Source organism: Rugamonas rivuli, assembly GCF_009380165.1.
GTDB classification, from domain to species: domain Bacteria; phylum Pseudomonadota; class Gammaproteobacteria; order Burkholderiales; family Burkholderiaceae_D; genus Rugamonas; species Rugamonas rivuli.
Map to the genome: position 1 here is coordinate 1,062,197 of NZ_WHUF01000002.1, position 13,025 is coordinate 1,075,221.

13 protein-coding genes are annotated in these 13,025 nt (G+C 64.6%); 4 read left to right on the plus strand and 9 right to left on the minus strand.

Features of this window, described 5'->3' with window-relative positions; all coding sequences use genetic code 11:
- Window positions 1-16: 16 nt before the first annotated feature.
- From GEV01_RS09995 to GEV01_RS10020, 6 genes are read right to left on the minus strand one after another with little or no spacing between them, the layout of a single operon-like run.
- Window positions 17-919 carry a biotin-independent malonate decarboxylase subunit beta gene (locus GEV01_RS09995; RefSeq protein ID WP_152803826.1) on the minus strand — a complete coding sequence of 301 codons (903 nt, stop codon included), beginning with the start codon at window positions 917-919 and terminating at the stop codon, window positions 17-19.
- On the minus strand, window positions 916-1,230 hold the full coding sequence (mdcC, locus tag GEV01_RS10000) for a malonate decarboxylase acyl carrier protein (RefSeq protein WP_070271277.1): 315 nt from the start codon (window positions 1,228-1,230) through the stop codon (window positions 916-918). The genes GEV01_RS09995 and mdcC overlap by 4 nt, the downstream gene beginning before the upstream one ends.
- Before the next feature lie 10 nt (window positions 1,231-1,240).
- Entirely contained in the window at window positions 1,241-2,893 is a 1,653-nt protein-coding gene (gene mdcA, locus GEV01_RS10005; protein WP_152803828.1) for a malonate decarboxylase subunit alpha, read from the minus strand.
- On the minus strand, window positions 2,894-4,243 hold the full coding sequence (locus GEV01_RS10010) for a TRAP transporter large permease (protein WP_152803829.1): 1,350 nt from the start codon (window positions 4,241-4,243) through the stop codon (window positions 2,894-2,896).
- On the minus strand, window positions 4,240-4,803 hold the full coding sequence (locus tag GEV01_RS10015; protein ID WP_328595475.1) for a TRAP transporter small permease: 564 nt from the start codon (window positions 4,801-4,803) through the stop codon (window positions 4,240-4,242). Before GEV01_RS10015 ends, GEV01_RS10010 begins: the two co-directional genes overlap by 4 nt.
- Window positions 4,800-5,816: a TRAP transporter substrate-binding protein gene (locus GEV01_RS10020; RefSeq protein WP_152803831.1), complete on the minus strand. Its 1,017-nt coding sequence runs from the start codon at window positions 5,814-5,816 to the stop codon at window positions 4,800-4,802. Before GEV01_RS10020 ends, GEV01_RS10015 begins: the two co-directional genes overlap by 4 nt.
- A 143-nt stretch (window positions 5,817-5,959) precedes the next feature.
- Between GEV01_RS10020 and GEV01_RS10025 the strand changes: the two genes are divergently transcribed.
- Window positions 5,960-6,622 carry a GntR family transcriptional regulator gene (locus GEV01_RS10025; protein ID WP_008449589.1) on the plus strand — a complete coding sequence of 221 codons (663 nt, stop codon included), beginning with the start codon at window positions 5,960-5,962 and terminating at the stop codon, window positions 6,620-6,622.
- Between the two features lie 10 nt (window positions 6,623-6,632).
- Here GEV01_RS10025 and GEV01_RS10030 read toward each other — a convergent pair whose 3' ends face one another.
- Genes GEV01_RS10030 through GEV01_RS10040 form a run of 3 tightly spaced genes read right to left on the minus strand, consistent with a single transcriptional unit; the run spans window position 6,633 to window position 9,790 of the window.
- Window positions 6,633-7,088: an RrF2 family transcriptional regulator gene (locus tag GEV01_RS10030; RefSeq protein ID WP_152803833.1), complete on the minus strand. Its 456-nt coding sequence runs from the start codon at window positions 7,086-7,088 to the stop codon at window positions 6,633-6,635.
- Between the two features lie 52 nt (window positions 7,089-7,140).
- Window positions 7,141-8,574, minus strand: a complete 1,434-nt coding sequence (gene pdxR / locus GEV01_RS10035; RefSeq protein WP_152803835.1) for a MocR-like pyridoxine biosynthesis transcription factor PdxR — start codon at window positions 8,572-8,574, stop codon at window positions 7,141-7,143.
- A gap of 34 nt (window positions 8,575-8,608) precedes the next feature.
- Complete coding sequence (locus GEV01_RS10040) at window positions 8,609-9,790, minus strand: multidrug effflux MFS transporter (RefSeq protein ID WP_152803837.1); 1,182 nt, start codon at window positions 9,788-9,790, stop codon at window positions 8,609-8,611.
- A gap of 151 nt (window positions 9,791-9,941) precedes the next feature.
- Between GEV01_RS10040 and epsC the strand changes: the two genes are divergently transcribed.
- From epsC to yghU, 3 genes are all read left to right on the plus strand, one after another.
- Window positions 9,942-10,865: a serine O-acetyltransferase EpsC gene (gene epsC, locus GEV01_RS10045; RefSeq protein WP_152803839.1), complete on the plus strand. Its 924-nt coding sequence runs from the start codon at window positions 9,942-9,944 to the stop codon at window positions 10,863-10,865.
- Window positions 10,866-11,090: 225 nt separating this feature from the next.
- Window positions 11,091-11,891, plus strand: a complete 801-nt coding sequence (locus tag GEV01_RS10050) for a class I SAM-dependent methyltransferase (protein WP_152803841.1) — start codon at window positions 11,091-11,093, stop codon at window positions 11,889-11,891.
- A gap of 82 nt (window positions 11,892-11,973) precedes the next feature.
- Window positions 11,974-12,816 (plus strand): glutathione-dependent disulfide-bond oxidoreductase, encoded by an 843-nt coding sequence (gene yghU / locus GEV01_RS10055; RefSeq protein WP_152803843.1) that lies wholly within the window; start codon window positions 11,974-11,976, stop codon window positions 12,814-12,816.
- Window positions 12,817-13,025 lie beyond the last annotated feature (209 nt).

Consider the following 13,025-nt stretch of genomic DNA (forward strand, 5'->3'; position numbering starts at 1 on the left):
GTTTTGACGCTCCACCTCAGGCTCCCATGCGGTGCTTGGCGGCGGCCGCGATAAAACTGTCCACATCCAGCATCGGAATATTGGCCGCGTCGGCAATCTGCATCGCACTCCAGATGTCGACCGGATCGTGCAGCGCGCCGAAGCGGGCGATGCGCTCGTCCAGCATCTGCTGCTCGGTTTCCAGCGCCTCCAGCGTCAGCTCCACCTGCTTGCCGGTCAACGCGGCCACCGCATCGCGCGCGGCTGCGCGGAAGGCGGCGATATCGTCCACCACGATGCGCTGGCAATCGCCCATCAGATAACGGTGCTTGCCGCCGCTGGTGCGCCAGACCAGCGCCCGGTCGCGCGAATCGAATTCCTCGACGCCGCTGGCGGTTTCGATCACCTCAGGGCCGGACATCGCCAGCCGTCCTTCTTCCGACATCACCACCACGTTGGCGCAGCGCGAGACGATGCCCATGCCGCCAAAGGCGCCGTTCGAGCCGCCCACCAGCACGATCGCCGGTATGCCGGCGGCGCGCGCATCGAGCAGGGCGCGCATCACTTCCGACACGGCGATCAAGCCCGCATTGGCTTCGTGCAGACGCACGCCGCCCGATTCGACCAGCAGCACCACGGCCGTGGCCTGGTCGCGCACCGCGCGCCGCAGCAGGCCGACCAGCTTGGCGCCGTGCACCTCGCCGACCGCGCCTCCCATGAATCCACCTTCCTGCGCCGCCGCGTAGACGGTGACGCCGCCCAGCTTTGCCCGGCCGACGGCGACGCCGTCATCGAAGGCCACCGGCGCGTTCAACTGCCCCAGGTGCGGGCTGATGACGCGCTCCGACGGCGGCAGGAATTCTTCAAAGCTGTCGGGATCGAACAGTTGTTGCAGGCGCTCGCGCGCGGTCGCTTCCTGGTAGCTTGCGGGACGGCTCATCGCGGCTCTCCCAGCATGGTCTGCACCGCCTGGTCCATGCGCAGGCTGACCACGGCGGGCGTCGCGCCCATGTCGTTGATCGAGATGCGGGTATCGGCCAGCAGCCAGCGCTGGTGGAAGTCGCGCATCACCGCTTCCCAGATCGGCCCGAAGCCGACGGCGGCGGTGGTGATCTCGATGGCGCAGGCGCCGGCCAGGTCGGCCGCTTCGATCAGCACTTCCAGGTTGCCGGAACCGACCACGCCCACCACTTGCGGCGAGGCCTTCAGCCTCTGCGTGCCTTGTTCGAATCGGTAGTTCAGTGTTTCCATCTTGAGCTCCTTACCAGTTGCGGAAACGCTTGGGGGGCTGGTACAAGCCACCCGATGCGCGCACCAGGTCTTTCATATTGCGGGCGGCCAGCAGGTCGCGCGTGGCCATGCGCTTGTCGATGCCGAGATCCTCGGCGCGCTGGATGATACCGCGATCCCGCAGGTTCTCGACCATCCGCCGGTCGCGCGCCAGCCCGACCGGCGTGTAGCCTGCCACGCCGCGTATGGCCTGCTCGCGTTCCTCGTCGGTGCGGCACAGCAGCAGGTTGGCGATGCCTTCCTCGGTCAGGATGTGGCTGACGTCGTCGCCGTAGATCATCACCGGCGGGATCGCCATCTTCGCCTGTTCCATCAGCTCCCACGCGTCGAGCTTCTCGACGAAGGCTGGCTGCATATGCTCGCGGAAGGTCTCCACCATCTGCACCACCAGCTTCTGGCCACGCGGGATGGTGTTGCGTCCTTCGCGTGCCTGCTTGCCCGCCTTCAGCCACGCCGGACTGGCGTGGCGCCGTCCCCGCGCATCCGCGCCCATGTTGGATGCGCCGCCGAAGCCGGAGATGCGGCCGGCGGTGGCGGTCGACGAATTCCCCTGCAAATCGATTTGCAGCGTCGAGCCGATGAACATGTCGCAGGCGTAGTGGCCGGCGGCCTGGCACATGGCGCGGTTGCTGCGCATGGTGCCGTCCGGGCCGATGGCGAAGACGTCCGGCCGCGCATGGATGTAGTCCTCCATGCCCAGCTCCGAACCGAAGGAGTGCACCGACTGCACGAAGCCCGCTTCGATCGCCGGTATCAGCGCCGGATGCGGATTGAGCGCCCAGTGCTTGCCGATCTTGCCGCGCAGGCCTAGTGATTCGGCGTAGGTCGGCAGCAGCAGTTCGATGGCGGCGGTGTCGAAGCCGATGCCGTGGTTCAGCCGCTGCACTTCGTATTCGGCGTAGATGCCCTTGATCGCCATCATCGCCATCAGCACCTGGATCTCCGAGATCTGCGCCGGATCGCGCGTGAACAGCGGCTCGATGTAATAGGGGCGCGGCGACTGCACGACGAAATCGACCCAGTCGCCCGGCACGTCCACACGCGGCACGGTGTCGACGATGCGGTTGACCTGCACGATGACGATGCCCTGCTTGAATGCCGTGGCTTCGACGATGGCCGGCGTGTCCTCGGTGTTCGGGCCGGTGTACAGGTTGCCGTGGCGGTCGGCCGCCTCCGCAGCGATCAGGCAGACGCGCGGCGGCAGGTCGATGAAGTAGCGGCTGAAGAGCTCAAGGTAGGTGTGGATGGCGCCGATATTGAGCTTGCCTGCGGAAGCCAGCCGCGCCACCCGCACCGCCTGCGGGCCGGAAAACGAGAAGTCCAGCTTGGAGGCGACGCCGCGCTCGAACACGTCCAGGTGCTCGGGCAGCGCCAGTACCGATTGCAGCATGTGCAGGTTGTTGACGCGCTCCGGGTTCAGGTGGGCCAGCGCATGGCCGAGGAAGTCGGCCTGCTTCTGGTTGTTCCCTTCGAGGCAGACGCGGTCGCCGCACTCTAGCACCGCATGCAGCAGGTCCGCGATGCGCGCAGCCGGCAGGCTTTTGCCGTCCAGCTGATTGCCCAATGCGGCGCTGGCCCGCTGCAAGCGCGCGGCGCGGTTCTGCTGCAGGGTATTCCAGTTCATTTATTTTGCTCCCATGATCATGTCCGGCAGGCCGGTGGAAATAGACGGGAAGACGCACAACAACAGCACCGCCACGAACATCAGGATCAGGAACGGGAACACGCCCCACACCACATCCTTGAGCGGAATGTCGGGCGCGATGTTCTTGATGACGAAGATGTTCAGCCCCACCGGCGGATGGATCAGGCCCATCTCCATCACCACCGTCATGACGATGCCGAACCAGATCAAGTCGAAACCGGCGGCCTTCAGCGGCGGCAGGATGATGGGCGCGGTCATCAGGATAATCGAAACCGGCGGCAGGAAGAAGCCGAACACGATCACCATCAGCAGGATCACCGCCAGCAGCAGCCATTTCGACAGGTGCAGGCTGACCACCCACGCGGCGGCCGACTGGCTGATGTGCAGGTAGCTCATCACGTAGGAATAGAACAGCGACATCCCGATAATCAGCAGCAGCATCGTCGATTCCTTGATCGAGGAGCTGAGGATGGGCGACAGATCCTTGGGCTTCCACACGCCGTAGATCACGGCCAGCAGCACCAGCGCCAGCAGCGCGCCCAGGCCCGCCGTTTCGGACGGGGTGGCGAAGCCGCCGTACAGCGCGACCATCACACCGATCAGCAGGACCAGGAAGGGCAGCACGCGCGGCAGCATCTCGACCTTTTGCGCCAGCGTGAAGTGCTCGTCCTCCAGATAGGCCGACTTGGCGCCGCCCTGTTCGTAGATGACCAGCGCAGCCTTGTATTCCTTGTGGGCGCGGTAGACGGCGTAGCCTGCAAACAGCAGCACCAGCAGCACGCCCGGGCCTATGCCGGCCAGGAACAGGCGGCCCAGGGACTGCTCGGCGGCGACCGCGTACAGGATCATGGTGATCGACGGCGGCAGCAAAATGCCCAGCGTGCCGCCGGCGGCGATAATGCCGGCCGCGAAGCCTGGCGAGTAACCACGGCGGCGCATCTCGGGAATGCCGGCCGAGCCGATGGCCGAGCAGGTGGCAGGCGAGGAACCGGCCATCGCCGCGAATAGCGCGCAGGCGAATACGTTGGCGATCCCCAGGCCGCCCGGTATCTTGTGCATCCAGGTGTGGATGGCGGAGTACAGGTCTTTGCCGGCCGGTGATTTGCCGATGGCCGCGCCCTTCAGGATGAACAGGGGAATGGACAGCAGCGTGATCGAGGCCATCTCTTCGTACACGTTCTGCGTGATGGTGTCGAGCGAGGAGGGCGGCATGCAGAAGTACATGAAGCCGGTGGCCACCACGCCCAGCGCGAAGGCGATCGGCATCCCGGAGAACATCACCACCAGGGTGACGGCGCCGTACAGGGCGCCCAGAGTCAGGTCGCTCATGCTGCGCGCTCCGATGAAGATTTGTTGGTCATGCGTGCCAGCGTTTGCAGCACGATTTGCAGCGTGAGGATGCTCATCCCGGCGGCCATCATGGCGTAGGGTATCCACAGCGGCGGCGCGAAGGTCGACGAGGTGGTCTGGCCGTCGACCCAGGCTTCATAGAACAGCGTCCACGATTTCCATGAGAAGAAGGCGCAGAACAGCGCCGACACCAGGTCCACCATGAACAGCCGCGCCGCATTCACGCGCGGCGGCAGCAGCGTCGCCAGCGCCTCGATGCCGATATGGCCGCGATGCGACTGCACGTAGGCGGTGCAGAAAAACGTCACGCCGACCAGCATGAATACCGAGGCTTCGTCCTGCCAGTCGGTGGGCGCGTGGAAGAAGTAGCGCGACACCACGGAGTAGGTCAGCACGAAGGCCGTCAGCACCAGCGCCACCATGGACACCACCATCAGCCCGTGATTGAGCTTGTTCAGCAGCGCGGTGGCCGCCGCGACGAAGGCGTTGTCCGGCGGGGCGGCCGCGCGCGGCGGCTCCAGCTCTATGCCGTGGCTCACAGCGTCTTCTCCGCCAGTTTCAGCAGCTTGGCGCAGTTTTCATTGCGTTCGCCATAGTCCTTCCAGGCGGTGGTGCGGGCGATGGCCTGCCATTTCTTCAGCGCGGCCGGATTCAGGTCCACCACCTTGGCCTTGGCTTTGGCGTAGACATCGGCCACGGCCTGGTCGTCGGCCTTGGCGGAGCTCAGCGCGAAGGCTTCCATCTCGGCGCCGACGGCCATGATGGTGGCTTGCTGGTCCTTGCTCAGGCGGACGAACACGGCTTTGGACATCATCAGCGGCTCAAACATGAACCAGTAGGCGCCGGCGCGGCCGGTGGTCAGCGCCTTCGACACTTCCTCCAGCCGGAACGAGATCAGCGAGGTGGAGGAGGTCAGCGCCGCTTCCATCGCGCCGGTCTGCATGGCGGCGTAGATCTCGTTGGACGGCAGCGAGACCACGGCGGCGCCGGCGGCCTTGAGGATCAGGTCCATCTCGCGCGAGCCGCCGCGTATCTTCATGCCCTTGGCGTCGTCCGGATCGATCACCGGCTTGGTGCGCGAGGCCACGCCGCCGGCCTGCCAGATCCAGCTAATCAGCACGATGCCTTTTTCATTGAGGATGCGGCTCAACTCCTTGCCCACTTCGGCGTTCTTCCAGCCGTAGGCCTGTTCGTAGGACGTCACCAGGCCGGGCATCAGGCCGATGTTTACTTCCGGGACTTCGCCGCCCGCGTACGACAGCGGCACCAGCGACATGTCCAGCGCGCCCTTGCGCATGGCGGAGAACTGGGCGTTGGTCTTCATCAGCGAGGAGCCGGGATAGATCTCGAATTTGAGGCTGCCCTTGCTGCGCTTTTCCACCTCGGCGGCGAACATGCGGGTCAGGCGGTCGCGGAAATCGCCTTCGGCGACGGTCCCACCGGGGAATTGGTGCGAAATCTTGAGGGTGGTGTTCTGCGCCCACGCCGGTTGCAGCAGCAAAGGGCTGGCGGCCAGGGCGGCCAGGACGGTCCTGCGGGTGATAACGCTCATAATTCCTCCAAGGTGGGTAAAATATGCAACGATCTTTCTTGTGTATACAAGAATATCTTGTTGGAATACATTGTCAAGCTATATTCACTGCTTATAATGAAGCTTGTTATACACGAGCTGTAAACCACAAGGCTACAAACACCATGACCACCCACTCCGCCACCCTGCGCGAAGAAATAGAAGAGATGATTGCCGTCGGCGAGCTCAAACCCGGCCAGCATCTGGACGAGACCGAACTGGCCGCCCGCTTCGGCGTCTCCCGCACCCCGGTGCGCGAGACGCTGATACAGCTGGCGTCCATGGGGCTGGTGGTGATACGGCCGCGGCGCGGCGCCATCGTCGCCGAGCTGGGGCCGCAGCAGCTGGTGGAAATGTTCGAGGTGATGTCGGAGCTGGAGGCGACCTGCGGCCGGCTGGCGGCGCGGCGCATGACGCGTGAGGAGCAGCAGTCGCTATTGGCGGCGCACCAGGCCTGCCTGGATGCGCGCGATGCGCAGGAGCCGGACGTCTACTACTACAAGAACGAGCTATTCCACGAGGCGATCTACGCCGGCAGCCATAACCAGTTCCTGATCGAGCAGACGCGCAATCTGTACCGGCGCCTGCGGCCTTACCGCCGCCTGCAGTTGCGGGTGCGCGACCGTCTGCATAATTCCTACCATGAGCATGACGGCGTGGTGCAGGCCATCGTCAGCGGCGATGGCGAGCTGGCCGCGCATCTGCTGCGCGAGCACGTGATGATACAGGGGCAGCGTTTCTCGGATTTGATGGCGTCGCTGCCGCAGCTGCGGCAAGGCGCGGCATAGCGCCAGGCGGCTAGGCGGCCGCGCCGCGGACGATGCGTACCGGCTTGGCGGCGCCGGCTTCGGCCTGCTGCGGCAGCATGTCTTGCAGCGTTTGCTGATCCAGCACGGCCAGGAAGGCGCGCGTGGCGTCGTTCAGCGTGTGCTTCAGGGCGCAGTTGGGCGTCAGCGGGCAGGTGTCGTGCTCGCGGTCGAAGCATTCGGCCATGAAGAAATCGGTCTCCGTCATCCGCACCAGGGCGCCGATGTTGATGTCCTTGGGATCCTTGGCCAGCCGCAGGCCGCCGTTGCGGCCCCGCACCGTCTCCACCAGGCCGGATTGCCCCAGCTGGTACACCACCTTCATCAGGTGGTTTTTCGAGATCGAGTGCATATCGGCGATGTCCTGGATCGTCACCAGCTGGTCCCGGTGCGCGCACAGGTAGAGCAGGGTACGCAGGGAGTAATCGGTAAATGAGGTGAGGCGCATGGCTGGAGGTCGTCGTTACGGTTCGTCCACTATTCTACATGCTGATCAGGCTTTACTCCATTTGCTGCAGGATGTCGCGCACGCGCAGCAGGGCCACATCGATATCCAGCGTCTCGATGCCGCCGTAGCCGAGGAACAGGCCGGCCTTGGGCGGCGTGGAGGCGTAGAAGTTCGACAGCGGGTAGAGGCCGACGTCGGCACGCCGCGCCAGCCGCAGCAGCAGGTCCAGGTCGAGCGGCTTTTTGCACAGCGCCGCCAGGTGGAAGCCGGCGCTGGCCGGCACCAGCTCGAACCAAGGCGACAGCGCATCGGCAAACAGCGCTTGCAGGCGCTGGCGCCGCGTCGCGTAGGTGGCGGCGCAGCGGCGGATATGGCGCGACAGGTAGCCGTCGCCGATGAACTTGGCCAGCGCGTGCTGGCTGGCGGTGGCGGTGTGCCAGTCGTTCAGGTGCTTGACGGTGAGGACGGCGTTCAGCACCGCCTCCGGCAGCACCGCGTAGCCCAGCCGCAGTTCCGGCAGCATCACCTTGGAGAAGCTGCCGACGAAGGCCACCACGCCGTGCCGGTCCATGCTTTGCAGCGAATCGGTGGGGCGGCCTTCGTAGCGGAACTCGCTGTCGTAGTCGTCCTCGATGATGATGGCGCCGATCTCCAGCGCCCGCGCCAGCAGCGCCTCGCGGCGGGCCACGCTCATCGGCATCCCCAGCGGGAACTGGTGGGCCGGCGTGGTGTAGATCAGCCGCGTGCCTTGCGGGATCTGGTCGACCAGCATGCCCTCGTGGTCGACGCCGATGCCGACGATGTGCGCGCCCTGGCTGGCGAACAGCATGCGCGCCGCCGGATAGCCCGGCTCCTCGACCGCCACCACGCAGCCCGGCTCCAGCAGCACGCGGCCCAGCAGGTCCAGCGCCTGTTGGGCGCCGTTCGTCACCACCACATTGTTGGCGGTGCAGACCACGCCGCGCGCAAAGGCCGCATGGTGGGCGATGGCGGCGCGCAGCTCGGCGATGCCTTCCGCCTGGCGGTACATGCCGCTACCCTTGACTTCCTGGCGCAGGCCGTGCATCACGCAGCGGCGCCATTCGTCGACCGGGAACAGGCTGGGGGTGATGCAGCCGCCGATGAACTCATAGCGCGAGCGGCCTTCCGGGAACGGGTTGCGCAGCGGCGTGTGCATGGCGTCCCAGCGGGCGACGATGGCGGCGCTGGCCAGGTTGTTGGCGGCCTGCCGGCGCGGCTTGGCCTCGGCCGGCGCGCTGACAAAGCTGCCCTTGCCGACCTGGCCCAGCACCAGCCGTTCCTGCGTCAGGCGGGTGTAGACATCGGAGACGGTCTTGCGGGAGAGGCCCAGTTGCTCCGCCAGCAGGCGGGTAGGGGGCAGCTGCTGGCCGTCGGCCAGCCTTCCGCTGCGGATCGAGTCGCTCAGTTGGCGGTATAGCTGCCCGCCCAGATCCTTCCTGCCTTCGATGACGATGTGGAGTTCCATGGGTGAGCAGTGTGCCACAAAGCGGCGCGTTGGATTAGTGGGTGACGGGTTTTCCGGTCAGGGCCAGCAGCCATGCGAGCAGGCTGACGACCAGGCTGGCCAGCACGCCCCAGGCCAGTTTCAGCGCGCTGTCGAACAGCAGCGGCGCCACCAGGCCGGACACCAGCGCGAACAGCAGCATCTGGATGAAGGACTGCATCGACGACGCCAGCCCGCTGTTGTTCGGGAAGTACTCCAGCGCGATCAGCGACAACGGCGTCATCGCCAGCGCCAGGCCGAAGGAGTAGATAAACAGCGGCATCACGGCGTAAGGCACGGCGGCGACGAAGACGCTGTTGTAGGCGACGTTGATGATGCCGGCCGCGATCATGACCGCAAAGCCCATCCACACCTGCGTCTTGCGCGCGAACTTGTGGGCGAACTTGCCTGACAGCGCCGAGCCGACCACCATGCCGCTGATCAGCGGCACGAACATCCATGCGAACGCGGTCTCCGGCAGATGCAGGATGTTCATCACGAAGTAGGCGGCCGAGCCGATATACAGCGCCACGCCCGCGAAGCTCATGCCGACCGCGATCGACAGCAGCAGGAAGTGGTGGTGGCACAGCACCTTCCAGTAGTTGGCGGCGATGGCGCCGAGGTGGAAGGGATGGCGGTCCTTGACGGCCAGGCTTTCCGGCAGCGCGCGCTGCACGGCGATGAACATCAGGATGCCGAAGCCGCTCAGGAACCAGAAGATCGAACGCCAGCCGAAGCTCACCTGCAGCCAGCCGCCCAGCACGGGCGCGATGGCCGGCGCCAGGCCGAACACCATCATGATGTGCGACAGGATCTTCTGCGCGGCGGCGCCGGAGAAGCGGTCCTGCACGATGGCGCGGCCGACCACCGAACCCGCGCCGGCCGCCAGGCCCTGCACGATGCGGCAGGCCAGCAGCACGCCGATGGACGGCGCCATCGCGCCGACGATGGAGGCGGCGATGTAGGCCACCAGCGAGATCAGGATCACCGGACGGCGGCCGAAGGAGTCCGACAGCGTGCCGTAGAACAGCATCATGAAGGCGAAGCAGAACAGGAACATGCTCAGCGTCTGCTGGATCAGCATCGGACTGGCGTCGAAGGTCTGGGCGATCGCCGGAAACGACGGCAGGTAGGTGTCGATCGCCAGCGGCCCGACCATGGTCAGGCCGGCCAGCAGCAGTGTCAGCAAAATATTCATGAAAGGCGTATTGTTCGGTGGAGCCGGCATTTTACGCGATATGCGGTCATCGCATATCCAAGGGCGAAATCATTCCTTCGCCCGCTGCCGACGGACGATTAAGCTGCGAGGATGGGCGATGCTGCCCGCGTTTTTAATTATTCGAGACATTATGACTATCGATACCTATGACGGAACCGGCGTCAAGCCGTCGCACTGGAACCTGGGCAGCGTGATCGAGCAGCTGCGCGTGTCGCGCGAGGCCACGCACAATATCCGCCATCACGGCAAGGTGCGCGAGCTGCCGTCGCGCGAGGCGCTGACGATCATCGTCAACGGCCTGTCGGCGGCGCTGTTCCCCACCCACTACGGCCGTCCCAACCTGACCGACGAGAGCATCGACTACTTCGTCGGCGACACACTCAACACCACCTTGAACCGGCTGACGGAGCAGGTGCGGCGCGGCCTGCAGTTCTCGCTGGAAGACGCCGTGCCGGACGACGAGGAGCTGACGCGCCAGGCCAACGCCATCACGCGCGAGTTCGCAGCCGGCCTGCCGGGCATACGCGGCCTGCTGGTATCCGACGTGCAGGCCGCGTTCTCCGGCGATCCGGCGGCGACCTCGGTGGCCGAGATCATGCTGTGCTATCCGGGCACCATCGCCATCCTGTACTACCGGCTGGCGCACAGCCTGCACCGCCTGGGCTCTCCGTTCCTGGCGCGGCTGATATCGGACATCGGCCATTCGCTGACCGGGATCGACATCCACCCCGGCGCGCAGATCGGCGGCAGCTTCTTCATCGACCACGGCACCGGCGTGGTGATCGGCGAGACGGCCATCCTCGGCCAGCGCGTGCGCCTGTACCAGCACGTGACGCTGGGCGCCAAGCGCTTCCCGGCGGACGAGAAGGGCAGCTTGATCAAGGGCGTGCCGCGCCATCCGGTGGTGGAGGACGACGTGGTGATCTACGCCGGCGCCACCATCCTGGGGCGCATCACCATCGGCGCCGGCTCCACCATCGGCGGCAATGTCTGGCTGACGCAGAGCGTGCCGGCGGGGAGCAATGTGTCGCAGGCTCAGATGCGCAACGACTAGCCATGCTAGAATCGGCGCTCTTCCATTCCACCGGAGCGCGCCGACATGAACAAGTAATGCCTACTGACTTATCGCTGCCTACACGCGATCTGCCTGCCGCATACTGTACGTTCATTTCCAGCGTTGCTTCCGCGCGCGCCTGTTCCATCGGGCCGCGCCAGTTCGTTACGCCATCCTGCGGTCGCAGTATCGAGGGCAGTTTCTCCATCTATTCAAGGAAAACTCATGCCTCATACGGATAACAATTCTATCGATGTATTCAACCATAACCGCGCTTCGTGGGACCGCCAGGCGGCGCAGCATTGCGAGTGGTCGCAGCCCGTGGGGGCGGACGAAATCTCCGCCGCCCGCAACGGCAACTGGCAAGTCAGGCTGACGCCGGGGGCTTTGCCCGCCGGCTGGCTGGGCGATGTGCGCGGCCTGCGCATATTGTGCCTGGCCTCGGGCGGCGGGCAGCAGGCGCCGGTGCTGGCGGCGGCCGGCGCCATCGTCACCGTATTCGACGCCTCGGATCTGCAATTGCAGCAGGATCGCATGGTGGCGCAGCGCGACGGCCTGGAACTGAAGGTGGTGCAGGGCGATATGCGCGATCTGTCGGTGTTTGCCGATGCGTCCTTCGATCTGGTTTTTCATCCGATCTCCAACCTGTATGTGCCGGACATCCGGCCCGTCTGGCGCGAGTGCTTCCGCGTGCTGCGTAGCGGCGGCAGTTTGCTGAGCAGTTTCTATAACCCGGTGGTGTTTGTCGGCGACCGCGCCCCGCATTATGCAGAACAGGGGGTGATATGTCCGCGCTTCACGTTGCCGTATTCCGATGTCGATCATTTGAGTGCGGAGGCGCTGGCGGAGAAGCGTCAGCGCGGCGATGCACTGGTGTTCGGCCATAGCCTGAGCGAGCAAATCGGCGGCCAGATGGACGCAGGCTTTGTGCTGACCGGCTTCCATGAAGACCATCAACCGCAGCCGCGCTTTGTGATCGACCGCTATCTGCCAACCTTCCTGGCGACGCGCGCCAGCAAGCCCTGATTGCAGCGGAGGGGCGGGCAACGCGTTTGCGTTGCCCGTGATATTCTGAATGACGTTTTACTGAATATGCATGGAGTATTGAATGACGGATCAATCGAAGTACGTACCACCCAAAGTCTGGACTGCCGCAAGCCCTTCGGGCGGCACGTTCGCAAGCATCAACCGTCCGGTGGCAGGCGCCACGCACGACAAGGAACTCCCGGTCGGCAAGCACCCGTTGCAGCTGTATTCGCTGGGAACGCCGAACGGCGTCAAGGTGACGATCCTGCTGGAAGAGTTGCTGGCGCTCGGCCATGCCGGCGCCGAATACGATGCGTGGCTCATCCGCATCAACGACGGCGACCAGTTCTCCAGCGGCTTTGTCGACATCAATCCGAATTCGAAGATCCCGGCGCTGGTCGACCGCAGCAGCGAGAAGCCGCTGCGCGTGTTCGAATCCGGTTCCATCCTGGTGTACCTGGCGGAGAAGTTCGGCGCCTTCCTGCCGAAGGACCTGGCTGCGCGCACCGAGACCTTGAACTGGCTGTTCTGGCAGATGGGTTCCGCGCCATTCCTTGGCGGAGGGTTCGGCCATTTCTACGCCTATGCGCCGGAAAAAATCGAATACGCGATCAACCGCTATGCGATGGAAGCCAAGCGCCAGCTCGACGTGCTCGATCGCCAGCTGGCCGAGCACCGCTACATCGCCGGCGATGAGTACACCATCGCCGACATGGCGATCTGGCCTTGGTACGGCGTGCTGGTACTCGGGAAGATTTACGGCGCCGGCGAGTTCCTGTCGGTGCACGAGTATAAAAACGTCAAGCGCTGGGCCGACGACATCGCCGCGCGGCCGGCGGTGATCCGCGGCCGCAAGGTCAATCGCACCTTCGGCGAGCCGGAAGAGCAGGTGCCTGAGCGGCACAGCGCCTCGGATCTGGATTGATACTATGGGTTGTAAGAAGCAACTCATTTGACCGCCTCCAGTGGGGCTACGGCTGAATGTTGTTAAAAAAGGATAATTTTTTATTATTTAACCAGAGGTGACAGTTGGCGTATATTTCTGCTTCTTTTCTAGTATTTAATGCTTAACGTATTAACCACTAGGGAAGGATAATAATGACTACGCAACTTTGTCTTGACCGGATTGCACAG